The organism is Streptomyces sp. NPDC025651 (assembly GCF_055558735.1).
In genome coordinates this window covers 104,686-129,754 of the sequence record NZ_JBVHLZ010000002.1, presented here as the reverse complement: position 1 = coordinate 129,754, position 25,069 = coordinate 104,686, and the positions used below count along the sequence as shown (strand labels likewise).

General features: G+C 72.9%; 18 protein-coding genes. 11 read left to right on the top strand and 7 right to left on the bottom strand.

Annotated elements, in window-relative coordinates:
- Nucleotide 1 precedes the first annotated feature (1 nt).
- The 4 genes from ACZ4D5_RS08550 to ACZ4D5_RS08535 form a co-directional block, all read right to left on the bottom strand.
- Entirely contained in the window at nucleotides 2–1,219 is a 1,218-nt protein-coding gene (locus tag ACZ4D5_RS08550; RefSeq protein WP_467771606.1) for a hypothetical protein, read from the bottom strand.
- Nucleotides 1,216–3,333, bottom strand: coding sequence for a DegT/DnrJ/EryC1/StrS family aminotransferase (locus tag ACZ4D5_RS08545; protein WP_467771605.1), 2,118 nt, complete (start codon nucleotides 3,331–3,333; stop codon nucleotides 1,216–1,218). Before ACZ4D5_RS08545 ends, ACZ4D5_RS08550 begins: the two co-directional genes overlap by 4 nt.
- Nucleotides 3,334–3,339: 6 nt before the next feature.
- Complete coding sequence (locus ACZ4D5_RS08540; protein ID WP_467771604.1) at nucleotides 3,340–4,545, bottom strand: radical SAM protein; 1,206 nt, start codon at nucleotides 4,543–4,545, stop codon at nucleotides 3,340–3,342.
- Nucleotides 4,546–4,633: 88 nt separating this feature from the next.
- Nucleotides 4,634–5,437 carry a TetR/AcrR family transcriptional regulator gene (locus ACZ4D5_RS08535; protein WP_467771603.1) on the bottom strand — a complete coding sequence of 268 codons (804 nt, stop codon included), beginning with the start codon at nucleotides 5,435–5,437 and terminating at the stop codon, nucleotides 4,634–4,636.
- Nucleotides 5,438–5,531: 94 nt separating this feature from the next.
- On the opposite strand from ACZ4D5_RS08535, the gene ACZ4D5_RS08530 reads away from it, so the two are divergent.
- From ACZ4D5_RS08530 to ACZ4D5_RS08500, 7 genes are all read left to right on the top strand, one after another.
- The gene (locus ACZ4D5_RS08530) at nucleotides 5,532–5,753 is read left to right on the top strand and encodes a hypothetical protein (RefSeq protein WP_467771602.1); all 222 of its coding nucleotides are present in this window, start codon (nucleotides 5,532–5,534) and stop codon (nucleotides 5,751–5,753) included.
- A gap of 105 nt (nucleotides 5,754–5,858) precedes the next feature.
- Nucleotides 5,859–6,614, top strand: a complete 756-nt coding sequence (locus ACZ4D5_RS08525) for a 3-hydroxybutyrate dehydrogenase (protein WP_467771601.1) — start codon at nucleotides 5,859–5,861, stop codon at nucleotides 6,612–6,614.
- A 353-nt stretch (nucleotides 6,615–6,967) separates the two neighbouring features.
- On the top strand, nucleotides 6,968–7,669 hold the full coding sequence (locus ACZ4D5_RS08520; protein WP_467771600.1) for a pyridoxal-phosphate dependent enzyme: 702 nt from the start codon (nucleotides 6,968–6,970) through the stop codon (nucleotides 7,667–7,669).
- 56 nt (nucleotides 7,670–7,725) lie between these two features.
- Nucleotides 7,726–8,754 carry an ornithine cyclodeaminase family protein gene (locus tag ACZ4D5_RS08515; RefSeq protein ID WP_467771599.1) on the top strand — a complete coding sequence of 343 codons (1,029 nt, stop codon included), beginning with the start codon at nucleotides 7,726–7,728 and terminating at the stop codon, nucleotides 8,752–8,754.
- A gap of 106 nt (nucleotides 8,755–8,860) precedes the next feature.
- Nucleotides 8,861–10,699 carry a GNAT family N-acetyltransferase gene (locus ACZ4D5_RS08510; RefSeq protein WP_467771598.1) on the top strand — a complete coding sequence of 613 codons (1,839 nt, stop codon included), beginning with the start codon at nucleotides 8,861–8,863 and terminating at the stop codon, nucleotides 10,697–10,699.
- Nucleotides 10,696–10,827, top strand: coding sequence for a hypothetical protein (locus tag ACZ4D5_RS08505; RefSeq protein WP_467771597.1), 132 nt, complete (start codon nucleotides 10,696–10,698; stop codon nucleotides 10,825–10,827). Before ACZ4D5_RS08510 ends, ACZ4D5_RS08505 begins: the two co-directional genes overlap by 4 nt.
- 286 nt (nucleotides 10,828–11,113) lie before the next feature.
- Entirely contained in the window at nucleotides 11,114–12,088 is a 975-nt protein-coding gene (locus ACZ4D5_RS08500) for a diiron oxygenase (protein ID WP_467771596.1), read from the top strand.
- 73 nt (nucleotides 12,089–12,161) lie between these two features.
- Here the strand turns inward: ACZ4D5_RS08500 and ACZ4D5_RS08495 are convergent, their stop codons facing one another.
- Nucleotides 12,162–14,936: a helix-turn-helix transcriptional regulator gene (locus ACZ4D5_RS08495; protein WP_467771595.1), complete on the bottom strand. Its 2,775-nt coding sequence runs from the start codon at nucleotides 14,934–14,936 to the stop codon at nucleotides 12,162–12,164.
- A gap of 112 nt (nucleotides 14,937–15,048) precedes the next feature.
- Between ACZ4D5_RS08495 and ACZ4D5_RS08490 the strand changes: the two genes are divergently transcribed.
- On the top strand, nucleotides 15,049–16,125 hold the full coding sequence (locus ACZ4D5_RS08490; protein ID WP_467771594.1) for an NAD(P)H-dependent amine dehydrogenase family protein: 1,077 nt from the start codon (nucleotides 15,049–15,051) through the stop codon (nucleotides 16,123–16,125).
- 3 nt (nucleotides 16,126–16,128) lie between these two features.
- Nucleotides 16,129–16,620 carry a carboxymuconolactone decarboxylase family protein gene (locus ACZ4D5_RS08485; protein WP_467771593.1) on the top strand — a complete coding sequence of 164 codons (492 nt, stop codon included), beginning with the start codon at nucleotides 16,129–16,131 and terminating at the stop codon, nucleotides 16,618–16,620.
- Between the two features lie 34 nt (nucleotides 16,621–16,654).
- Here the strand turns inward: ACZ4D5_RS08485 and ACZ4D5_RS08480 are convergent, their stop codons facing one another.
- Entirely contained in the window at nucleotides 16,655–18,271 is a 1,617-nt protein-coding gene (locus tag ACZ4D5_RS08480; RefSeq protein WP_467771592.1) for a GMC oxidoreductase, read from the bottom strand.
- 92 nt (nucleotides 18,272–18,363) lie between these two features.
- Entirely contained in the window at nucleotides 18,364–21,186 is a 2,823-nt protein-coding gene (locus ACZ4D5_RS08475; RefSeq protein WP_467771591.1) for a M4 family metallopeptidase, read from the bottom strand.
- A 250-nt stretch (nucleotides 21,187–21,436) separates the two neighbouring features.
- Between ACZ4D5_RS08475 and ACZ4D5_RS08470 the strand changes: the two genes are divergently transcribed.
- Complete coding sequence (locus ACZ4D5_RS08470; RefSeq protein WP_467771590.1) at nucleotides 21,437–22,822, top strand: MFS transporter; 1,386 nt, start codon at nucleotides 21,437–21,439, stop codon at nucleotides 22,820–22,822.
- A gap of 306 nt (nucleotides 22,823–23,128) precedes the next feature.
- Nucleotides 23,129–25,033 carry a helix-turn-helix domain-containing protein gene (locus tag ACZ4D5_RS08465; protein WP_467771589.1) on the top strand — a complete coding sequence of 635 codons (1,905 nt, stop codon included), beginning with the start codon at nucleotides 23,129–23,131 and terminating at the stop codon, nucleotides 25,031–25,033.
- The last annotated feature ends 36 nt before the right edge of the window (nucleotides 25,034–25,069 follow it).

Genomic DNA, 25,069 nt, shown 5'->3' with positions numbered 1-25,069 from the left:
CTCACTTCGCTGGGCGGTGCACGAACAGGGACGCGGCGGTGACGGCCCGCACGGCCTCGGGGGACGCGCTCAGGACGGCGGCGAAGGGGAAGGGGACCTCGTGGCCGACCAAGGGGTGGGTCGCGGCGGCGCCGTCCCTGAAATGTTCGTCGAGAAGGGCGAGTTGGGGCCTGGCGTAGACCCCGCTCTCGGCGCCGAGGACGGCGGCGGGGCGGCGGGTGAGGATGCGGTCGCCGGGGCGGAGGCGGTCGCGGACGGCGCCCTGGATCAGGTCGGCCGCGCCGAACTCGCGGAACGCCACCAGCTCCTCGTGGAATCCCGGCCGCGGGTGCAGCGTGTCGAGCGCCGCGGCCAGCGCGGTCGCCAGGGGTTCGGGATCCTGACGCGCACCGCCTGGGGCGTCCGCGCACACCACCGTGCGTACGTTGCTGCAGAACCGCCCGGAGTCCGCGGCGATCAGCGGCAGGAGCCAGTCCACCGCCTCCTCGACGGGCATCCCGGCGGGCACGAGCGCGCAGCCCCGGCCCGGCCCGTGCAGCGTGAGGGTCTCGGAGCCGAGCACCGACGCCGCGAGTCCCGCGCCGCCGTACACGACCTGACGGTCGGTCAGGCGTACCAGGCCGTGCAGCGTGCGCTGCTCGGTGGGGTAGAGGCCGATCCGGTCGGGGGGCCAGCCCGCCGCGAGCATCGCGGCCACGAGCCGCGCGGCGGACAGCGGTTCGCGGCGGCTGGGGCGCACCCAGACGCCCGCGGAGCGCTCCGCCTGGTCGAGGACGGAGTCCAGGCAGGTGAAGGTGTTGCCGGGCAGCGACACCAGGGCGAGCGCGTCGTCCGGGCGGGGGGCCTTGCGCCGGGACAGGCCCTCGCGCAGCATCCCGGTCCAGCGCTTGGTCAGCGGGCGCGGCACTCCGGCGATCTGCCACAGCGCCAGGTGAAATTCGCCCGCGCCCTGTGGGCCCAGGCCGCCGACGGTCACGGTGCCGTGCTCGAACAAGTCCAGGGCGAACAGGAGGAGTTCGCGGCGGCTGCCCGGAGCGAGGGTCGTGGCGACGAAGGGGGAGTGGCGTCCGGTGTCGTCCCACCACCGGCGGTCGGCGTGCGCGACGATCTCCGGGACCAGGGCGAGGCCGTGCCCGGACTCCGACGGCCCCGGCAGCGCGACGGTGTCCAGGGACGTCCGCCACTCGCCCCGGCGGAACGCGGAGACCACCGCCGTCACGACAGCTCGCTGCGGAGCGCGGCGACCACCCGAATCTGCTCGGCCTCCGTGAGGGACGGGTACAGCGGCAGCGCCACGTGGTGGCGGGCGAACCAGCGGCCCCGCTCGAACGCTCCGTCCCGCGCGTGCTGCCTGCGCTGCGGCGCGAAGTGGGGGTGGTCGCACAGCAGATGGTCGTAGACCTCACCGGCCAGCGCCACGCCGTGCCGCTCCCGCAGCCGCTTCTTGAGCAGCGCGCGGTCCAGCGGGCCGTCGGGGTCCGGATAGGCGAGGTACTTGTAGTAGTTGCTGCCGGCCGCGGCGGGCACGGCGTGCGGCCGGATCCCGGGCACGTCGGCGAGCAACGCGTCGTAGCGCACGGCGAGTTCGCGGCGCACCGCCAGGGTGCGGTCGAAGCGCTCCAGGTCCACCGTGCCGACGGCGGCGTGCAGTTCGCTCAGGCGCCAGTTGCCGCCGGGGCGGTCGTGGAGCGTGGAGCCCTGCGCGCTCTTGCCGTGGTCGCGCCAGCGCCGCACCTGCTCCAGGTCGCCCGCGAGCGCGGCGGACAGCAGCCCGCCCTCGCCGCTGATCGCCACCTTCGTGGGGAAGAAGGAGAACGCGCCGAACCGCCCGAAGCTCCCGGCGGGCCGGCCGTCGAGCGTGGCGCCGAAGGCGTGCGCGGCGTCCTCCACCACGGGGACGCCCCGCCCGCGGCAGAGCGCGAGCGTCGCGTCGAGCGCGGGGGAGACGATGCCGCCGATGTGCACCGGCAGGACGGCGGCCGTGTCGGGGTGCCGGTCGAGGGCGGCGCGCAGGGCGTCCGGGTCCATGCCGAGGCCGTCGAGCTCGATGTCGACGAAGCGCACGGCCGCCCCGGCGCGCACCGCGGCCGCCGCCGTCGCGAAGAACGTGTTGACCGGCACGAGCACCGTGCGGCCCGCCACGCCGATGATCCGCAGCGCGATCTCCAGCGCGGCCGAACCCGACGCGACCGCCGCGGACCGTGTGCCGGTCCAGGGACGGGCGAGCTCCTCGAAGCGGGCGACCTGCGGGCCCTGCGTGAGGATGCCGGAGGAGAGCGCCGCGTCGACCCGGTCCAGGACGGCGCGCCGCTGCGCCACCTCGAAGTGGACGCGCTGGGCGGGCACGTGGGCGCCGGTGGCGTCGGGCGCGGCCAGCGCGCGGGTGAGGAAGTCCGCCGCGTGGCCCACGTGGGTGCCGTGCCCCATGGGGAGTTCGTGGATCTCCGCCTCGGCGTCGGCGGCCGCGTACGCCTCGCGGACCGTCCCGGCGGCCTCCCGCGCGTCGGCCGGTTCCAGGTAGGAGTCGGCGGTGCCGTACTGGAGGTGGAGCGGGGCGGGGGCGAGCGCGCCGTACAGGTCGGGCAGGTCGGCGTACTCCAGGATGCCGGGGAGCACCGCGCCTTCGTGTCCGGTCAACAGCCGTTCGTACAGGGCCCGGTAGCTGCCGAGGTGGCTCGCCGCGCAGAGCGGGACGCAGCGGCGGTCGGTGAGCAGCGCGGTGTGCAGGGCGACCGCCGCGCCCAGGCTGTGGCCGAACAGGCCGACGCGGCCGGGGTCGGCGAGCGGATGCGCGGCGAGGACGTCCAGCGCGCCGAGGGCGTCGCCGGTGAGGGCGCCGAGCAGGGAGCGGCCGGTCAGCGCGAACGCGTGGGCCAGCAGCGTCCCTTCGTCCCGCCCCGCCCTGAGCCCGGCGTCCATGCCGCCGCCGATGCCGTGGTCGAAGGAGAGGGTGACGAAACCCGCCCGTGCCAGGTGCTCGGCGACGTTGCGGTCGGGGTGGTCGGGCGGCACGTCGCCGGTGAGCTGGTCCAGGCGGGCGTTCTTGCCGCCGAGGACGAGCACGGCGGGGCCCGGCGCGGCGTCGGGCGGCGCGAGGAGGGTGGCGTGGAAGGAGCCGCGTACGGAAGAGGCGAGCACCAGGTGTTCGCGGTGCAGGCCGTCGCGTACGGAAGCGGTGGACTCGACGGTGGTGAGCGCGGCCCGTTCGACACGCGCCAGCCGCTCGACGACGGCGCGTACGTGACGGGCGTGGGCCGCGTGCTCCGCGGCCCCCTTGGTGTGCCGCAGGGCGGGCTCGGCGGCCAGGAGCGCGCGGAGGTGGCGTAGTTGCATGCGCCCTCAGACGAAATCGCCGTGCAGGGTGCTCGGCACTTCCAAGGCGTAGGCGTCCAGGGCCTCGTCGAGTTTGATCTGGCCGCGTTTGAGGAGTTCCAGGAGCTCGTTCTGCGGGCGGTAGAAGCACGACTTGCACAGATCGGTCCTGCGCGGGTTGGACGCCTCCCACTCCGCGCGCGGGCCGCCCTCAAGGACCTCGGCGTATCCCTGCTCGACGACATTGCCGATCAGATAGCGGCTGTTGAGATGCACCTGAGGGCACGGATAGAGATTTCCGTCGGCGCCGACCGCCGTGACGAAACGGCTGTAATGGCAGCGCTCGAAGTCGCCCTCGACGTCCTCGACCTGGTCCATCGGGCCGCGGTCCAGTTTCGGCACCGACACCTCGAAGGCCTCGGTGGAGAGCGCGGCGGCCTCGACGAGGGACGCGGAGATCTCCGGCATCACGGATTCGATGGTCTCGTGGCCGAGCGCGCTGTAGAACTCGGGCTCGAAGCGCACGTAATGCGCCCCGGAATCACGGGCGATACGGGCCGCCTCCATGATCTCCCGGTAGTTCTGCAGGGTGATGACGTAGTTGAAGCCGATGCGGAAGTCGGGGTCGACGGCCCTCTCCCTGAGCCTGCCGACCGATCCGATGAATTTCGAGAACGTCTGCTCGCGGTCCCGTGTGATGTCGTCGAACGTCGCTTCCGTGCCCGCGTTGAGGCCGATGCGGACCCAGGTGTGCGTCTTGGCCACGCAGTCCGCGACCTTGGGGCGGCCCAGGCGCGAGCCGTTGGTGATCAGTCCGATGCGCAGCCCGGCTCCGTGCCCGGCGCGGCAGATCTCCGTGTACCCGGGGTGGATGGTGCACTCGCCGCTGCCGCAGAAGGTCACGGCGCGCCCGTCGTTCGCGGCGAACTCGCGCAGCAGCGTGACCGCCTTGTCGGTGGCGATGGAGTCCTTGAAGGAAAACAGGTCGTAGAACTGCTCTTCGTTCGGTGAGTGGAAGTTGCAGAAATTGCACCGCATGTTGCAGGCGCCCATGATGCCGATCCGCATATGGACCGGCTTGATCTCCTCGTCCGCCACGAAGCGCCGCAGCAATTCTCCGTGGGCGAGGACCTTCTGGGGCGAATGCGCCTGGTCGAGACTGACGTCGGGCAGTCCTTCTCGATTCTGGGGGGCTGCCATTTTGATGTCGCCGGAACCGGATGTGCTGTTCACGAACCCCCCACGCATGATCGATGTGCGGTGACGTTGTTCGAGGCGGTCCTTGGGACATTAGGGAGCCCTCGAATGGCTGTCAACGGGTCTAGACAACCCGGGAGTTGATGGCGGAATCCGCGCCGCCGGTCTGTTCGAAGATCCGTCCGACGTGGTAGTCGAGCGCCTCGCGGACATCGGCCAGGGAACGGCGTCCGTGCACCACGTCCATGCCGAGTCCGGTGGCTCCGGACACCAGCAGATCGGCCTCGTGCCGTGGGTCGAGGCCCGCCGCGGCCCCGCCCGCCGCGATGAGGTCGGCGACGAGCCGCTCCAGCGGCTGCTCGTCGTGGAGGAAGACGGCCGCGAGCTCGGGGTCGGTGAGGCTGCGCGCGTAGTACGCGGCGAACACCCGCAGCGCATCGGACCGTTGGCCGTCAAGAGGGAGAAACTCGTCGAGTACGGCACGCAGGAGGGCGCGGGGGTCGGTGAGGCCCGCGGGGATGCGGGAGCGCGCGCCGCGGTCGTTGTCCTCGTGGAGCAGCCGCAGGGCGGCGACGAGCAGCTGGTGCTTGCTGCCGAAGTGGTACTGCACGACGCGCAGGGAGACTCCGGCCTCGGCCGCGATCTCCCGCATGCTGGCCGCCTCCAGGCCCCGCTCGGCGGCGATGCGCCAGACCGCCTCGGCGATCAGACGGCGCCTGCGGGCCCCGGTGTCCGTCGGCTCGGCCCGCGCCGCGGCGGGCGAGGGGACGGGCGGGTTCCTGCGCCGGCGGTAGGCCCGCGCCTGGCAGCTCCGCGAGCAGTAGACGGCCGGCCGGCCGCGCCGCCCCGCGGGCAGGGCGGCGCCGCACGTCCGGCACCCCTTCGCCCTGTTCTCCGCCGCGTCCTTCGCTCTCTTTTCGTCACGCACATTTCCCATTGTAGAACGTGAAAAGTGTGACGAAAGGCGAGGTCAGGCCGGTGTAAAAGGCTTCTTGGTGTTTCCCCGGTGGTACGTTCGTAACGTGAAATACGACATCCTGCAGATCCTCGGTGCCGTACTGATGGTGACCTTCGGGCAAGGCGCGGTCCGGCTCCTGATCGACCACGACCACACCGGCCTCCTCGGCCCGCTCCCCGGCGGCTTCGCGGTGCTGATCGTCGCGTACGCCGCCCTGACCGCCGTCGGCGTGCTGCTCGCGGGCTGGTCCCACACGCGGGCCAGGGAACTCGGCCGCCGCGGCTAGCCGAGGGGCCCGCCCCGGTACGGCGCCCGCCCACACCCCGCCGCCGCGCACTGTGGTGGCCGCGACCATGGGAGGAGCGCGCCCCGTATCCCTAGCGTTCCTGGCATGACGAGCGAACACGACCTCACCGGCCGCACCGCCCTGGTGACCGGCGGCGGCAGCGGCATCGGGCGGGCCTGCGCCGAGGCGTTCGCCGCCGCGGGAGCCCTCGTCCACGTCGTCGACATCGACGCGGAGTCGGCGAAGGCCGTGGCCGGCGCGACCGGCGGCGTGCCGCACGCCGTGGACCTCACCGACGGCGACGCGATCACCGCTCTGCCCGCCGCCGTCGACATCCTGGTGAACAGCGCGGGCACCCAACACGTAGCCCCCATCGAGGAGTTCGAGCCCGCCCGCTTCGAGCTGATCCAACGCCTGATGGTCACCGCGCCCTTCCTGCTCCTGCGCAACACCCTGCCGCACATGTACCGGCGCGGCTGGGGACGCGTGGTGAACATCTCCAGCGTGCACGGGCTGCGGGCCAGCCCCTACAAATCGGCGTACGTCGCCGCCAAGCACGGCCTGGAAGGGCTCAGCAAGGTCGCCGCACTCGAAGGAGCCGCACATGGTGTGACCAGCAACTGCGTCAACCCCGGCTATGTGCGTACGCCGTTGGTCGAGGGCCAGATCGCCGACCAGGCCGCCGTGCACGGCATCGCCCCCGAGGACGTCGTCACAGACGTCCTGCTCGACCGCTCCGCCATCAAGAGGCTCATCGAACCCGCCGAGGTCGCCGCCCTCGCGCTCTGGCTCTGCGGACCGCACACCGGACATCTCACCGGCGCCTCGCTGTCTCTCGACGGCGGCTGGGGAGCGAGCTGACCACCCCGAACCGCCCGAGGAAAACCCTGGGTTCGGCCGCCGTACGCAGTGGTTGAACAGCGGAACCACCGGCTCACCGGGCCCCGGCGCGTGCGTCTTCGCCCCGCCCGCACCGTGCGGCCCGCCCGCCCCGGCCGCCCACCCCGGCCCCCGCCGCCAGACCCCAGGGTTTTCACGGTCGCCCCCACCCCCGTACGGGGCCAAGGTGGAGCCACGGTCGCGGAGCCGCGGCGGACCTGGAAACACCGATACGGGGGAGAAGGAAGCCGGTGACCGGACGTACTACGGGGGTGTACGCACGGACGGGCCGCCCGGGACCGGGGGAGCGACCGTCGCGAGGGTGGGGGACGGGGGTGCCCGGGGAAGGCACCCCCGCTCGGGTGCGCGACGTCTCCGGGTTCGGGCGCACCCCCCTGCTCTCTGTGCGGCTGCGGGTGGCCGGACGGTGGCGGGAAGCGGGCCTGAAGCCGGAGCAGTTCAACCGCGGCGGTTCGGTCACGGACCGGACCGCCTACGCCCTGGTCGCCCACCGGGAACAGACCGGGCCCGAGATCCTGCGCCACGGGCGCGGCGGACCCGACGCCGTCTTCGTCGCCGTCTCCACCGGGGGCGCCCTGGCCGGCGTCTCCCCGTACCCGCGCATGGCCGCCCCCGAGTGCCGCGTCGTCGCGGTGGACGTCCGCGGCTCCGAGGCGCCGGGCGGCACGCCGGGGCGCCGCGTGCTCACCGGCATCGGCGCGGGCAGGCCCTCCGCGTTCGCCCGCCCCGCCGACTGCGACGAGGTGCGGCACATCCCGGACGCCGAAGCCGTCGCGGCCTGCCGCGGGCTGCGCGCGTCGACCGGCGTGGGCGTCGGCGGCTCCGGTGGAGCGGTGCTCGCCGCGGCGGCCCGCCATCTCGCCGAACACCCGGACACCGGACGCGTCGTCTGCCTCCGCGCGGACGGCGCCGACCGCCACGAGGACACCGTGTACAGCGCGGCCCGGCTGCACGACCAGAGGCTCATGGGGACCGCGGCCGCGCGCCCCGCTGTCGACGCGGCGCTCCTCGCCTGACAGCAGACCACCACGTACGACATGCATTGCGCACCACAACGGGGGACCAGATCACCATGCCCGCTCACGGCACCATCACGCGCCGTCCCGACACGCTCACCTATCTCTGCGGCGAGGAGGTCCGCCAGGCCTGCGCCGAGATCGACCCGCTGGCCTGCATGCACGAGACGCTCGTCGCGCACGCCGCGGGGAGGACGGTCCTGCCGCCCGGGGCCTGCCTCGGCTGGGAGCCGCCCGGCGGCGGCGAGGCCCGCAGCATCACCATGCCCGGCCTTGTGAACGGCGGCCTCACCGCCGCCGGGACGAAGATCATCAACGCCAACCCGGGCAACGTCGACCACGGCCTGCCGCGCGCCAGCGGCCTGACCGTGCTCTTCGACCCGAGGACCGCGCGGCCGCTGTGCGTCATGGAGGGCGCGTACATCAGCGCCCTGCGCACCGCCGCCGTTTCCGTGCTCGCCGTCCGCCGCCTCGCGCGGCCCGGCACCCGCACCGCCGCGCTCTACGGCGCGGGCGTCATCGCCCGCGAGCACGCCCTGATGCTCGCCCGCCGGATGCCGGGCCTGGAACAGATCGCGGTGTACGACGCCGTGCCGGGCCGCGTCGCCGAGTTCGAACGGGACAACGGAGCGGCCCTCGCCGGGTACGGCGTGAAGATCACGGCGGCCGACGACGCGCGGAGCGCCGCGCGGGACGCCGACGTGGTGATCGCCTGCACCGGCACCCGGCGCGGTTACGTCGAGCGCTCCTGGCTGGCCCCCGGCGCGCTCGCGGTGAACGTCTCGCTCGACGACCTCACCGAGGAAGTCCTGCTCGGCGCCGACAAGGTGTACGTCGACGACCGGGGCCTCATCCGCGACGACCCGCACCGCCCGCTCGGCCGGCTCCTGCGCGAGGGACGCGTACGCGAGGAGGACGCCGCCACGATCGGTGAACTGCTCACGGGAGCGCGCCCCGGCCGCGAGTCCGATGACGAGCTGATCGTCGTCAACCCCTTCGGCCTCGCCGTCGAGGACATCGCGCTGGCCCACCGGGTGTTCAGGATCGCCCGCCACCGGGGCCTGGGGACCGCGCTGAAGCGCTGACGCCGCCCGCGTCTCCACGGACCCGCATCCCGTGCACCACGGAGAAGGCGCCACGGAGACGGCACCACGGAGACGGAATCACGGACAAGGCATCACGGAGAAGACTGTGAAACGACTGCTGTTCGTCGCGGGCCGGAGCGGCCCGCCCCTGGACTACGCCCTGCCGCTGCTCGCCGCCACCGCGTCCGTGCACGCGGTGCTCCTCGCGCCCGTCGACGCCTTCGCGCGCGGACAGCTCGACCGCCACTGCGTCGATGTCATCGACCGCGGCGACGACCCCGACCCGGTCGCGGCGCTCACCGAACACGCCGAACTGATCGGCGCCCACGGCCTGTTGACGTTCTCCGAGTACGCCGTGCGGCCCGTCGCCGAGGCCTGTCTGCGCCTCGGCCTGCCGGGCCCCGGCGTCAACGCCGTCCGGGCGCGCGACAAGTGGCTGATGCGGCTGCGCTGGCAGCGCGCGGGCGTGCCCGTGCCGCGCTTCCGCCAGGTCGGCAGCCTGGGTGACCTGCAGCGTGCCAAGGACCGGCTCGCTGCGCCCTTCCTCCTCAAGCGCGCCGACGGCGCGGACTCGATCGGCCACGTCATCGTCGACGAGGAAACCGACATCGCCGCGGTCTGGCACCGGTCCCTGGAGGTAGACCGGGCCGCGTGCCGCGACGGGTTCGGCGACTACACGCCGGGCGAACGCGCGCCCTCGTTCGTCGCCGAGGAGCTCATCGCCTCCACCACCGCGTCCTGGTACGGCACCGAGGACGACGGGACGCGCGGCTACGGCGACTGCGTGAGCGTCGAAGGCATGGTCGCGGGCGGCGCCTACCACCCCGTCTGCGTCACCGGCCGGCTGCCCACCGTCGCCCCCTTCACCGAGCTGGGCAACCAGGCGCCGTGCGTCCTGCCCGAACGGCTGCAACGCGTCGTCGAGGAACACGCGCGCCGCGCCGTCGACGCGCTCGGCCTGGACACCTGCGCCACCCACACCGAACTCATGCTGATGGCGGACGAGCGCGTCACCCTCCTGGAGACCGCCGCCCGGGTCGGCGGCGCGATGGTCACCCGCGAGGTGGCGGAGGTCTTCGGCGTCGATCTGATCACCCTGCAGGCGCGCGAGGCGCTCGGCGAGCCCCAGAAGTACCCCGAGCGCATGCTGGTGGCCGCGGACGGCCGGGCCGCGGCGTCGCTCACGCTCATCGCCACCGACTCCCGCGGCACTCCGTGGCAGACGCTGCCGCGCTTCAACTGGCGTACGTTCAACTGGAGTTCACTGGTGTCGCCGGGCACCACCGTGGAGGTCGTCGAGGGCGGCACCATCCCCGACGGGGCCGTCATGCCCCGCTACGACGCCGCGTCCGCCGAGCCGGGCATCGGCGGCATCGCGTACGTCACCGCCGAGGACGCCGCCACCCTCAAGGCCGACACCTACCGCATCCTCGACGGGCTCGAGGCCGGTCTCGTCGCCGCCGGGGAAGGGCCGGGGGAGCGGATTCCGCTCGCGTCGCCCTCGCTGGCGACGCCCTCGTGCGCGCGGCCCTCGTCCGTCGCGTACGCCGAGGAACTCCCCGACGCCGCCGAGGTGGCGGAGCTCTTCCGCGCCGCCGTACCGAACGGGCCGCTCGGCGACGCCGAGCGCATGCGCCGGATGCTGGAGACCTCCCCGCACCTCATGACCGCCCGCGTGGAGGGGCAACTGGTCGGCCTCATCAGGGTGTTGACCGACCTGTCGTTCAACGCCCTCGTCGCCGACCTGGTCGTCCACCCCGACCGGCGGCGCCGCGGCATCGGCAGCGAACTCCTGCGCCGGGTCAGCCGGCCGCACCCCGACGTCAGGTTCGACGTGCGCCTGGGCAACCACTCCGGTGGCTTCTGCCGCGAGCAGGGGTTCGGGTCCGCGCCCGAGTGCGTGGCCCTGCCCCGGCGCGAGACACCGGCCGAGGAGGACCGATGAACCCCGTTGACGGCGCGGCCGGCACGCCCACCGTGTGCGCCGCCGCCCGGCTGGGCGAGGCGGCGGCCGAAGCGCGCCTGGACGAAAGGCCGTTGGAGTCGGTGCTCGGTGAGCGGGTCGCGACGTGACCGTCACCGAACCCGCAGGCGACTCCGCTGCCGAGCAGGAGCGACCCGACCCCGGGCCTTGAGGCCGTCCCGAACCGGGGCCTGGAGGCCGTCTCGACCCCGGGCCTTGAGGCCGTTCCGAACCGGGGCCTTGAGACCGTCTCGACCCCGGGCCCTGAGACTGTCCCGACCCCGACCCCGACCGCGACCCCTGAGGCCGAACCGACCCCGGGCCCTGAGGCCGAACCGAACCCCGGGTCCCGGGGCGGAGAGGCCTCGGGGCCCGGACCGCGAGATCAGAGAAGAGATGACGGACAACGCCACACCGGACTGGTACGAGCGGTCGGGGGTGCGCAGCGGCCCGCACCGGACCGTGCGCGGGCCCCTGGACCCCGCCACCCGGTTCTTCCCGCACCACCTGGTCCCGTACTGGGACCACCCGCTGGTCCGCGCGCTGCCCGACCGGCGGCGCCACGAACTCCTCGCCCGGCACCTGTTCCATTACCTGACGTTCACCGCGCACTTCGAGACACGCGTGGTCAACCGCGCCACCGAGCGCATCGCGGACGGCCGCACCGGCCTCGTCCTGCCCGCGGCGGTGCGCCTGGACGCCTACCGCATCTACTGCGACGAGGGCTACCACGCCCTGTTCAGCCTGGAGGTCGTCGAGCAGATCGCCGAGGCGACCGGCATCCCGCCGCTGCCCTACGCCTTCGACCCGTTCCTGTCCCAGCTCGACGGCATCGGCGCCGAACTCCTCGCGGGGGAACCGGTGTTGGCGCAGCTGCTCCAGGTCGTCGTCTTCGAGACGCTCGTCACATCGGTCCTGAACGAAGTGCCCAAGGACCGCGCGGTGCTGCCCGTGGTCCGGGAGATCGTCCGCGACCACGCCCGGGACGAGGGGCACCACCACGTGTACTTCTCCCGCTTCTTCGAACGGCTGTGGAGCGACCTGCCGACACCGCTCAAGCGGCGTGCCGCGCGGTGCCTGCCCGAGCTGATCGTCACCAGCCTCACGCCCGACCTGCGGCCCGTGGGCGCCGCGCTGACCGTGGCGGGGCTCGACCACGACGCCGTGCGGGAGGTCATCGCGGACAGCTACCACACCCCGCGGAGCAAGGCGGCGCTGCGCTCCACCGCGCGCCACAGCGTCCGCCTGTTCCGGGACACCGGAGTCCTCGAACTGCCGGGAGCGGCCGACGCGTTCGCCGCGGCGGGCCTGCTCGCCGACGTGCCCGATCCGCCGGAAGCGCCTGTGCCGTCCCCGGAGGACCGGACATGACCACCGCGGCGACCGCCGTCCCCCGCGGTGGCGTGGACGCAGGAGTCGGCGAAGGTCCCGCCGGTGGGCCGGGTCACACAGGCGACGCCTCCGAGGCCTGAGCGAGCAGCCGGACCAGCTGCGCCCTGCGGTGCACCCCGTCGAGCTTGCGGTAGATGTTGCTCAGATGGAACTCCACGGTCTTGACGCTGAGGAAGAGCCGCTCCGCCACCTCGTGGTTGGTCAGGCCCCGCCCGACCACCAGGGCGACCTGCAGCTCCTGCGGGGTCAGCCGCTCCAACGGGGCCCGCTCCGGGCGCACTTCGGTGCCGCCCGCGGCGTGCAGCTCGGCGGCCACCCGCGCCGCCCACCCGGACGCGCCGAGCCGCTCGAACGTGGCGAGGGCCCGTTCCAGGAGCCGCCGGGCCTCGCTGCGCCTGCCCTGCCTGCGCAGCTGCTCGCCCCACGCGAACTCGGTGCGCGCCCGCTCGAAGGGCACGGGACGCTCGGAGAGGAGCGCGAGGGAGCGCCTCATGTGCCCCTCGGCGTCGTCCGGTTCGAGCAGCCCGCGGCAGCGCGCCGCCGCGCCCGCGGTGACGGGGCGGTGGCCGCGGCCCCCTTCGTACTCCAGGACGGCGAGGACCTCGCGGGCCTCCGCGGTCATGTGCAGATGGACGTACGCGTCCGCGAGGTCGGCGGCCCACGTCAGATACAGGCCGTCGCCCCTGCCGTGCCGCTGGGAGAAGGACCGCACCTCCTCCAGGCGGTGCACCGCCTCCTCGAAGCGGCCGAGGCCCAGCTCCAGGAGGCCGAGCGCGCCGCCTGCCCGGGCCGCGTCCATCGGCAGCTCGGTGGAGGCCGCCCACTCCATGGCCTGAGCCGCGTGCCGCCGGCAGTCGTCCTCGCGGTTGAGGGCGGCCTCGGTCCTGGCCAGCGCCGCGAGCCCGCGCGGCACCTCGATCAGCCGTCCCGTGGCCTCGGCGAGCCGCACCGCCTCGTCGGCGTGGGCGAGCGACGGCGTCCAGCGGCCCCGCCAGAACTCCACGACCGACAGCGTGCACAGCAGATGCGAGAGCAGCCCCACCGCGCTGGAGCTGCGCGCGGTGTACGCGGCGCGGTCCAACAGGCTGTGCGCCTCGTCGAGTTCCTCGGCCGCGAGGTGGCACAGGCCGCCCACCCCGGAGAGCGGGTAGGGGAAGGCCGGGTCGGGCGAGGCGAGGGGCTCGGCCAGTTCGCGCAGCAGGGCACGGCCCGCCTCGGCGTCCCCGCCGAGCAGCAGCACCAGGGTGCGCAGCAGACGGACGGGCAGGAGCGTCTCGTGCGCGGAGTCGGCCAGTTCCATCGCCGCGGCCGAGCTGCCGCGGGCCGCCGTGAGGTCGCCGACCGCCAGTTCGGTGAGCGCGATGCCGCCCAGCATGACCGCGGCGAGCGCCGGGTCGACCTTCTCCGCCTCGTCGACCGCGGACTTGAGCAGTTCGCGCGAGCGCATCGGCTGGCCGCGCTGCACGTCGATGTAGCAGCGCAGCTGGCGGATGTCGAGCTGGGTGCCGAGCTGCTCGGCGTGTTCCAGCGCGCGGTCCAGGATCGCCGCCGCCTCGTTGAGGGACCCCGCCGCCTGGGAGGCGCGGGCCGCGCACAGCAGCCGCTCCGCCTTGCGCTGCCCCTCCGGCGTGAACCGCGCCGCCCGCTCGTACAGCCGTGAGGCCAGGGGGTAGGCGAGGGTCTCGGGGGCCCCGGCGGCGGCGTTCTCCAGAAGGGAGGCGACGTGCTCGTCCGGCTCCGCGCCCGAGGCGGCCAGATGCCAGGCGTACTGCTCCAGGGCGGGGGCGGTGGCTCCTTGCAGGGAGCGGGCGATGGCGTGGTGGGCCCGCCGCCTGCGCACGGGCGTGGCGCCGTGGTAGACCGCCGAGCGGACCAGCGGGTGCCGGAAGGCGTACCCGTCCTGCTCCTCGACGACCAGGCCGGCGGCCTCGGCGGCCTCCAGCGATTCGTAGCTGAGCCCGTGCGCCCGCAGCGCCGCCTCGGTCCCTGCCAGCGGCCGCGTGCCGAGGACCGCGAGCAGCAGCATCGCGTCCTGTGCCTCCTGGGGCAGCCGGGCCACCGCGCTGCCGAAGGTGTGGGCCAGCATCTCGCCGATGGGCAGGGGCGCCCCGGAGTCGGCCGTCTCGTCGCCCGCGCCGCTGCCGGCGAGGAGCGCGGGCAGTTCGATCAGGGCCAGGGGGTTGCCGCGCGCCTCGGTGAGCAGCCGTGCGGTCTCCTGGTCGGTGAGCTCGGCGGTGCCCTCCTCGGCGATGAGGCGCTGCGCGGACTCGGTGTCGAGGCCGACGAGGGTGAGCGTGTCGATGGCGGCGAGCCGGGTGGCGGCCTCCTCCAGCTCGTCGCGGGTGGTGAACAGGACGACGACGCCCTCGCGGCCCAGCCTGCGGGTGGCGAAGGCGAGCGCGTCCAGGGAGTACGGGTCGAGCCACTGCGCGTCGTCGACGGTGACGAGGACCGGGCCTTCCTCGGCGAGCGCGCCGAGCAGGCTGAGGGTGCCCGCGGCCACCGCGAAGCGGTCCTGGGCCACAGCCGGTCCGAGGGCCAACGCGCCGGTGAGCGCGGCGGCTTGGCGCTCGGGGATGCGGTCGAGGAAGTGCAGCACGGGCCGCAGCAGATCGGCGAGGCCCACATAGGGCAGGTCCGACTCGACCTCGACGCCGCGCGTGCCGAGCCGCAGCAGGTCGTCGGCCTGCTCGGCGACGTAACTCACCAGGCTTGTCTTGCCGATCCCGGCTTCCCCGCGAATGAGCAGGGCGCCGCTCTCGCCCCCGCGTGCCTTGTCGATGAGGGCGAGAAGACGAGCACATTCCGCGGAACGCCCCAGGAGCATGCGTTCAGCGTACCGGCGGTACACGACTTCGGAGAGGCGTGGAGGAAGACGTTTCTTTTCTTCTCGGGTCGTGCCTCTGTCAACCGAAGGCACCCCTCGCTACCCTCCGCGCATGATTCCCACGGTGGTCTGGGGCACCGGCAATGTCGGCCGTGCGGCCGTCCGCGCCGTCGAGGCCCATCCCGCGCTCTCGCTCGCTTCCGTGCTCGTGCACAGCAAGGCCAAGATCGGCCGTGACGCAGGTGAACTCGCGGGTCTCGAGCGCCGGTTGGGGGTCGCCGCGACCGGTGACGTCGACGCGGTCCTCGCCGCCCGGCCGCACGCCGTGGTGTACGCGGCCTCCGGCGACCTGCGCCCCGACGAGGCGCTCGCCGACGTCGTCAGGGCGGTGCGGGCCGGTGCGGTCGTCGTCACGCCCGCGCTGTACCCGCTCTACGACCGGCGGGGAGCGCCACCGGAGTTCAGGGACCCGGTGCTCGCGGCCGTCGCGGAGGGCGGGGGCTCGCTGTTCGTCTCCGGCGTCGACCCAGGCTGGGGCAACGACGTGCTGCCGCTGCTGATCAGCGGCCTCGGCTCCGCCGTCGACGCGATCCGCTGCCAGGAGATCTTCGACTACTCGACGTACGACCAGGAGGCCGCGGTCCGCGACCTGATCGGCATGGGGCACCCGATGGAGTACGAGCCGCCGATGCTCGCGCCCTCGGTCCCGACGCTGGTGTGGGGCGGCCAGATCCGCCTGATGGCGCGGGCGCTCGGCGTCGAACTCGACGAGATCCGCGAGACGTTGGAGCGGCACGCCCTCGACGCGGGGGTGCGCACGCGGACGATGGGGGAGTTCGCCGCGGGCACCCAGGGCGCGGTGCGCTTCGAGGTGCAGGGTGTCGTCGGCGGCGAACCCCGCATCGTCATCGAGCACATCACCCGCATCCACCCCTCCGCCGCACCCCACTGGCCCACCCCGCCGGGCGACGGCGACGGAGCCCACCGCGTGATCGTCGAGGGCCGCCCGCGCATCGTGGTCACGGTCGAGGCCACCGACGAGGACGAGAACCGCTCCGCGGGCGGCAACGCCACCGCGGTGGGCCGTCTGGTCAACGCCGTCGACTGGCTCGTGGACGCCGAACCCGGCCTGTACGACGCGCTCGACGTCCCGCTGCGCCCGGCGGCGGGCCGACTCGGAAGGAAGTGACCCATGGGCTCAGCGCTGCGCATCGACATCCCCGAGGGCCAGGACCCGATCCCCTATGTGTGGGGCGACATGGTCCCGGAGATCGGGCAGGCCGCGTCGAACTTCTCGCTCGCGGTGTACGCCCACACGACGCTCGGCCTGCGCGAGTTCGAGGCGGCCCGGCTGCGCGTGGCGCAGATCAACGGCTGTGCGTTCTGCCTGGACTGGCGCACCGAGCGGGACGGGCACAAGGTCGAGGAGGGGTTCGCCGACGCGGTGACCCAGTGGCGCACCACCGACGCCTTCGACGACCGTACGAGGCTGGCCGCGGAGTACGCCGAGCGGTACGCCCTGGACCACCTGGGCCTGGACGAGGAGTTCTGGGCGCGGATGACCGCGCACTACGGCCAGGCCGAGATCGTGGAGCTGAGCATGAGCATCGGGTCCTGGCTCGCGTTCGGCCGGCTCAACCACGTGCTCGGCCTCGACACGGTGTGCGTGCTGCCCAAGTCCTGATGTCTCAACCCCCGTCGTCACGTGGGTAGTCGGCTCACAGATCGGTGGCGATGATCTTCTCGATGTTCCGCTCGGCGAGCGCCGTGATGGTGACGAACGGGTTGACGCTGGTGTTTCCCGGGATGAGCGAGCCGTCGATGACGTAGAGCCCCGGATGCCCGTGCAGGCGGCCGTAGTTGTCGGTCGCCCTGTCGAGCACCGCGCCGCCGAGCGGGTGGTACGTGAGGTGGTCGCCCCAGATCTTGTACGTGCCGAAGAGGTCGGTCCGGTAGATCGTCCCCTCCTTGGCGTTGATCTTGTCGAAGATCGTCTTGGCGGCGTCGATCGAGGGCTGCTTCCAGGCGGTCTGCCAGTTCAGCTCGGCCCGGCGGGCGGTGGCGTTCCAGGTGAACCGGGCGCGGTTCGGGTTCTTGGTGATGGACAGGTAGAACGACGCGTACGTCTCGATGCCGGTGGGCAGCGGCGCGACCTCGGCGAAGGCGCCGCCCGCGGTCCAGTTGTCGATGCCCGCCGTGGGGATGGACGACTGGAGCTTGCCGGTCGCGTCCCACATGTGGTTGGCGCGTCCGCACATGACGTTGCCGTTGTCGCCCCAGCCCCTGCCGATCTCGTCGTTGAGCCCCGGCAGCGCGCCGGTGGCCTTCAGTTCGACCAGGAGCTTGCTGGTGCCGACGCTGCCCGCGGCGAAGAAGACCTTGTCGGCGGTGACCTCCTCGGTGGCGGTGGTGGCGCCGCCGGTGTCGAGCCGGTCGATGGTGACGCGGTAGCCGCCGCCTGACGCGGGGGCGACCGAAGTGACCTTGTGCAGCGGGGAGATGGTGACACGGCCGGTGGCCCTGGCGCGCGCGAGGTAGGTCTGCTGGAGCGACTTCTTGCCGTGGTTGTTGCCGTAGAGGATCTCTCCGGCGAGCGCCGACTTGGGGACGGTGCCCGCCGCCTCCTGCTTCATGTACTCCCAGTCGTACACGTCGGGCACGAAGACGAACCCGAAGCCGGAGCGCTGCGCGTGCTTGCGGCCGACCCTGGCGTACTGGTAGCACTCGGCGGTCTCGAACCAGGCGGGGTCGATGGTGCTCACGCCGAGGCCCGCGTTGGCGCGCGGGTAGTAGGTCCCGTACATCTGCGCCGCGTCCACGGAAGGCAGTACGGCGGCGAAGTTCTCCCGCTTCGGCGTGACCGCCATGCCGCCGTTGACCAGTGAACCGCCGCCGACGCCGCGTCCCTGGTAGACGATGATGCCGCCGAACTCCTCGGCGTCGAGGATCCCGGTGTACCGCGGGACGTCCTTGTCGAGCGGGAAGCCGAGGAAGTTGCTGATGGGCTGCTTGGTCCTGGTGCGCAACCAGTAGGAACGGACGTCCGGGCTCGTCGTGTTGGCGAAGATCTTGCCGTCGGAGCCCGGGGTGTCCCAGGCCATGCCCATCTCGACCATGTGCACGTCGACGCCCGCCTCTGCGAGCCGCAGCGCGGCGACGGAGCCGCCGTACCCGGTGCCGATCACCAGGGCGGGGACACGGGCCGGGGCGGCGGCAGCGGCAGCGGGGGCGTGGCCCGCCAGGGCCACGCCCCCCAGAAGAGAACTCGTTCCAGCGATGAATCTTCGACGTGACACACCCTCGGATCCGGTGTCACGCACGGTGGATGCACTCATGTGATCTTCCTCACGTTTGAGTGAACGGAAACGAGTTCTACTGCCGTCGGCATGGGAAGTCACGCCCTACCTGTGGGTAATTTCAGGCGGTACTACGTGCAGTTGCCCGCCGGCCGGGCCCGGGTGACGAGGTCGGTGTGGCCGGTCGTGCCGTCGATCCATACCACGCGCCTGCCGGTGTCGGCCGCGGCGTAGCTCTGCTCGCCGCGGTTGCAGGACACCCGCGACAGACCCTTGCCGTCCAGGTCCGTCTGCACGAGCTTGGTGAGGTTGCTGTTGCTCCAGCCGCGCTCGGGCTTCCACCGGGTCAGCGTCAGCGCCGTGTCGGAGGCGTCCACACCCCAGAAGTAGGAGTCCTTGCCGTCCTCGGGAATGACGTCGGTCAGCCCCGTGCCGTCCAGCTTCGCGCGGCGCAGGCCCTGCCGGTTGTCGTCGGCGATGTCGTCGACCAGCCAGTACAGGTACGTGCCGTTGATCGTGGGCGTGGAGATGCCGAGGCGGCTCTCCTTGGCCGGGACCAGCGTCTGCCTGCCCGTACGCACGTCCGTGATCTCGGTCGAGATCTGGTCGATGCCGTCCTTGTCGGTGTAGGCCTTGGCGTATCCGAGCTTGTCGCCCTGGAGCGTGGGCAGCGCGGTGAGTACGTCGTAACGGCCGCCGTCCACGAAGTGCGGCTCGCGCTCACCGGGCTTGATGTACGCGACGCGCTGCTGCCCGAAAGGGCTGGACTCCTGCCAGGCCACGGTGTTCCCCGAGACCCTGACGTTGCCGACGGTCGTGCCCGCCGACCAGAGCTTCTTGACGGGGCCGCCCCTGAGCGGGCGGGAGAGGATCTCGACGCTGTCCGCGCCGTACGCCGCCCAGGCCACCGTCTTGCCGTCGGTGTCCGGATAGACGTGGAAACGCCCGTCGTTGGGGCTCAGGAGCTTCGGGGTGCCCTTGCCGTCCGTGCGGCCCGCGTGGACCGAGTACGGCTCGCCGCCCTCCTCGTCGGACTTGGAGGTGGCCCACCAGCCGCCGCCCGCGCCCGCGCCGGTCCGCTTGATGTTCAGGTCGCCCAGCAGCTTGTCGGAGTCGGCGCCGATGGCCTTCTCCCAGCCCTTGACGATGCCGTGCGCGTCGAAGGCGCGGTTGACCGCGCGCAGGTCCCTGCCCTTGGTGCCGAGGTCCTTGGCGGCGGCGACCACCGCGCTCCGCGCCTCGGTGAAGCCGTCGAGCGGGGTGAGGTACTCGGTGAGCGCCTTGTAGACGATCCGGTCCGCGCGGTCGCCGCCGAGGTCCTCGCGGATGTCCCACAACGCGCCCGAGAAGATGGTGGAGTTGAGGTGCACGCCCCCGCTGTCGGTTGCGTAGGTGACGCCGAGGAAGTCCTTGCCGGTGGTGCGGCCGTCGTTCAGGTCGCGCATCGCGCAGTCCTTCGGCCCCTGCGTGCGGCACAGGTTCTCGCCGATCAGCGAGGCCTCGGGGGAGTCCTCGTTGCCGGTGGCGGTGACGTCGATGGCGTTGCCGAAGTAGTCGGCGACCGCCTCGTTCAGGGCGCCGGACTGGCCGGTGTAGACGAGGCCCGCGGTGTGCTCGACGACGCCGTGTGTCATCTCGTGGCCGACCACGTCCAGGTCGGCGGAGAAGACCTTGTTCTCCTCGTCGCCGCCTCCGTAGACCATCTTCTGGCCGTCCCAGAAGGCGTTGACGAAGGGCAGGCCCTGATCCGTCACGCCCACCAGGGAGTTGATGGCCATGCCCTTGCCGTCGAGGCTGTCCCTGCCGTGCTTGGACTTGTAGTAGTCGTAGACCTGACCGGCGGCCCAGTGCGCGTCGACCGCGCCCGACTCGGTGGCGTCCTTGCCGAACTCGGGCGTCGGCGAGGTGACGTCCTTGAGGCCCTTCGGCCACGTGCCCGAGGCGTCGTTCGCGTCCACGTCGCGCGCGTCGTACGTGGTGATGGGGTTCTTGCTGCCGCCCCACTGGCGGCGCTGGTCGATCAGCCCGTACGTCCCGGACTTCGCGTCCTCGGTGACGTCGAGGGAGACCTTGCCGCCGTCCAGCTTCACGCCCGAGCCCTGGGAACCGGGGTGTCCGGACGGGGCGTCGTCGAAGGCCTGGATGCCGGAGTAGCTGAGCACCGGGAACCCGGCGTCCGCGTCGACGTAGATCTCCTGCTTGACCGGCGCCCCGGTCGACGGGTCCTGCCCGGTGACGGTGACGTGGTACGTCAGGACGCCCTTGCCCTGGGGGAGGACGACGAGGCCGTGGGACTTCCCCTTGAGCGAAGTGGCCTTCCCCCGCTGCTTCTTGGCGGCGCCCTCGTGCCCCGGCGCATCCGGCCCGCTCAGCCTGGTCAGGCTGCCGGCCCCGCCCTCGGAGAGCCCCGTGAGGGCGGCCGCGGTGGCCCGCTCGACGGCCGTGTCCTGCGACACCTTCGCCTCGGTGCCCACCGTCAGGCCGGTGAAGTACTTTCCGGAGGTGCCGGTGACGACCCGGTCGCCGCCCTTCTTCTTTGCCAGGCGCACCAGGTACTGGCCGCCGAGCACCGGAATGCCCCTGTGCTTCTGCTGGAACCGGACCGCGTCACCGGTCCTGCCGTGCACCGTCTTCCCGGCGGTCAGGTCACGCCGGGGGTCGGATATGCGGTAGCGGCTCTTCTTCTGTTCGAGGTGCTTCTTGGCGGCCTCCGCCGCGCTGCCCGAGTCCTGCGCGGGCTCCTCGATGCCGTTCACCAGGGCGGGTGTCGCGGTGCGCTGACCGGGTATCAGCTCCGGCGCGGGATCGGGACCGGGGTCGGCGGCATGGGCGGCGGGTTCCGCGGCCTGTGCGGCGGGTGCCGCCGCGGCGAGCAGGGCCGCGACGCCGAGCAGTGCCGCGCCGGGTAGGGCGGATCTGCGAAGTCCCGCGGTTCTCCTGGGTGTTGTACGCATGGGTGACGTGCTCACCTTCCCCTCCATGGCAGGGCCGCCGGTCGTGCGGCCCTCGTGATCATGAAGATGCCAGGCGAATGTGGATCAAGTGATAACGCGGTGTCACAACTGCCCGATGGCCCGGGCATGTCGGTGGCGCACAGGGCCGGACAGCGAACCATGGTGCTCCGCCATATACGCCACTGATCTGCGGTTTCCTACCTTGTGCCGGTACGGAAGCGTCCCCGCAGAACATCTGGAAGTGGTGCACATGGCCTCGCAAGGATCCGCTCCGCCGACCCGCGCGGGAATCGGCCGCATCGTGGCGGCGAGCCTCGTCGGCACCACCATCGAGTGGTACGACTTCTTCCTCTACGGCTCGGCCGCCGCGCTCGTCTTCAACACCCTCTTCTTCCCCTCCAGCGACCCCCTGGTCGGCACGCTCCTTTCCTTCCTCACCTACGCCGTCGGGTTCGCGGCCCGCCCCCTCGGCGGGGTCGTCTTCGGGCACTACGGCGACCGGATGGGACGCAAGAAGCTGCTCGTCGTCAGCCTGTTGATGATGGGCGGCGCCACCTTCGCGATGGGCCTCCTGCCCACCCACGCGAGCATCGGCGTCGGCGCCCCGATCCTGCTCACCGTGTTGCGCCTGGTGCAGGGCTTCGCGCTCGGCGGCGAGTGGGGCGGCGCCGTGCTGCTCGTGTCCGAGCACGGCGGGGACGAGCGGCGCGGCTTCTGGGCCTCCTGGCCGCAGGCCGGCGCCCCCGGGGGAAACCTCCTGGCCACCGGTGTGCTCGCGCTGCTCGCCGCCGTCCAGTCCGACGAGGCCTTCGAGGCCTGGGGCTGGCGCGTCCCCTTCCTGCTCTCCGGGGTCCTCGTGATGATCGGCCTGTGGATCCGGATCTCCGTCACCGAGTCACCGGTCTTCCTGGCGGCACAGAAGAAGGCGGAGGCGGACGCCACCGCGGGGGTGGCCGAACAGCCGCCGGTGGTCGAGGTGTTCCGCAGGAGCTGGCGCGAGGTGCTCACCGCGATCGGCACCCGCTTCGGCGAGAACATCTCCTACTACATCCTCACCGCCTTCGTCCTCGTCTACGTCACCGTGCACCTGGAGCTTCCCAAGAGCGACGCGCTCAACGCCGTGCTCATCGGCTCCGCGTTCCACTTCGTCACCATCCCGCTGTGGGGCGCCCTCTCCGACCGCATAGGGCGCCGCCCGGTCACGCTGATCGGCGCGCTCGGGATGGCGGGCTGGGCCTTCGCCTTCTTCGCGATGCTCGACTCGCGCTCCTTCCCCGTCATCGCGCTCGCGGTCACCGTCGGACTGCTCTTCCACGGCGCGATGTACGGGCCGCAGGCCGCCTTCATCTCCGAGCTCTTCGACACCAAGGTCCGCTACTCGGGCGCCTCGATGGGCTCCCAGCTCGCCTCCATCGTCGGAGGCGCGCTGGCCCCGATCATCGCCGTCGAGCTGCTCAAGGACTTCGACTCGGCGCTGCCGGTCGCCCTGTACATGTGCTTCGCCGCCCTCGTCACCGCCGTGACCGTGCGCCTGGCCAGGGAGACCAGGGGGCGCGACCTGTCCGCGGACGAGGCCGGAGGACCCGCCCCGCGTCCGGCAGCCGAGCGCGCAGGGAAGGTACGGCTGGGCGGCTGACGGTGAGACAGAGCCTGCGGCTCACCGGGCGGCCGTCCCGCCGCCTGCGGTGGGACGGGTCCGTCGTCCGCGGCGAGACCGCCCCGTCGTCCGCGGGGCGACGACGCCACGGCCGCCTCTCCGGTCCGCTGCCCTGTCTCTCCTGCAGCGGTTCGGGTCCGCTGCCCCCGTCTCCCCTGCAGCCTCTCCGGACCACCACCCCCCGGCCCCCTCCCGTACCCGGGCCGGGCCGTCGCCCCCACCGGTCCGCCCCGAACCAGGGGCGGACCATCGACCGCACCTACCCCGCCGGGAGACGATCGCTCCATGCTCCCCACCACCGAGGGCGCGGGCCGGGCCGAACTCCAGGCCGGTCTGCGCAGCCTGCTCGACCTGCTCGACCGGGGCGCGGCCGCCGAGGAGTTCGCGCGGCCCGCCGCCCGCGCCCGCGAGGCCGGTGTCACGGCCGCCGACCTCGCGGCGCTCGACGAGGCCACCGACGTGGCGCTGCGCATCCACCGCACCCTGGGCGCGCACCGCCGCCGCGAGGCCGAACTCACCGCCCTGTTCGACACCGCGAGCGACCTGGCGGCGCTGCGGGACGCGGACGCGGTCCTGCGCGCCATCGTGCGCCGCGCCAAGCTGCTCCTGGGCACCGACGTCACGTACCTCTCGCTCAACGACGAGACGGCGGGCGACACCTACATGCGCGTGACCGACGGCAGCGTGGCCGCCGCCTTCCAGCAGCTGCGGCTCGGCATGGGAGAGGGGCTCGGCGGCCTCGTCGCCCAGACCGCACGCCCCTACGTCACCGGCGACTACCAGCAGGACCCCCGCTTCCACCACACCGACGCCATCGACAGCGCCGTCCTCCAGGAGGGGCTGCGGGCGATCCTCGGGGTGCCGCTGCGGCTCGGCTCGCGCGTCATCGGCGTGCTGTACGCGGCCGACCGCGCCGCCCGCGAGTTCGCCACGGAGGAGATCGTGCTGCTCTCCTCGCTGGCCGACCACGCCGCCATCGCCATCGACGGGGCGCGCCTGTTGGAGGAGACCAGGGCCGCGCTCGTCGACCTCAACGCCGCCACCGAGACGATCCGCGCGCACAGCCAGGTCATGCGCCGTGCCGAGCAGGCCCACGACCAGCTCACCGACCTCGTGCTGCGCGGCGGCGGCGCGGACGACGTCGCCGACGGCATCGCCGCCCTCCTCGGCGGCGGCGTCCTCATCCACGACGCGGACGGCGTCGAACTGGCCCGCACCGCGTCCGACCCGCTGCCCCCGCCCGCCCAGGCCGTCGCCGCCTCGCGCGCCAGTGGCCGCGCCGTCCCGCAGGACGGCACCTGGGTGTGCGCGGTCCTCGCCGGGCCCGAGCTCCTCGGCAGCATCGCCCTGACCGGACGCGCCGAACTGGCCGACGCCGACCGGCGGTTGTTCGAGCGCGCGAGCGTCGTCACCGCGCTGCTGCTGCTCCTGCGCCGCTCGGTGGCAGAGACCGAGGACCGGGTGCGCGGCGAACTCCTGGGCGACCTGCTCTCCACCACCGGCGACCCCGCGGGCCTCGCGGGCCGCGCCCGGCGCCTGGGCGTCCGGCTCGACCGGCCGCACACGGTGTTCGTCGCCCACGGCGAGAGCGTGCCCCGGCAGCGGCTGCTCACCGCCGCGCACCGCGCGGCCCGCGCGCGCAGCGGCCTCGCGGGGCTCCAGCACGACGACGTGGTGATCGTGACGCCCACCGACGCGCCGGGCCCCGGCGCCCGCACGCTCGCCGCCGAGCTGGGCCAGGCCGTGGGCGCGCCGGTCACCGTCGGTGCCGCGGGCCCCGCGGGGGAACCCGCGGGGCTGCCCGCAGCGCACGGCGAGGCCCTGCGCTGTCTCTCCGCGCTGCGGGCGCTCGGCCACACCGGGCACGGCGCCGCCCTCGCCGACCTCGGCTTCGTGGGGCTGCTCATCGGTGAACAGGCCGACCTGGGCGGCTATGTACGGGCCACCCTGGGCCCCCTCCTCGACTACGACGCCGAACGCGGCACGGAGCTGGTGCGCACCCTGGAGGCGTACTTCGGCAAGGACCGCAGCCTGACCAAGGCCAAGACCGCGCTGCACGTCCACGTGAACACGGTCGTGCAACGTCTGGAGCGCGTCGCGCGACTGCTGGGCGACGACTGGAACACGCCGTCCCGCACCCTGGAGATACAACTCGCCCTCAGACTGCACCGGTTGGAGCCGAGGGTGTGAGGTGCACGGTGCGCCTCCGGCGCCGAGGAGCAACGC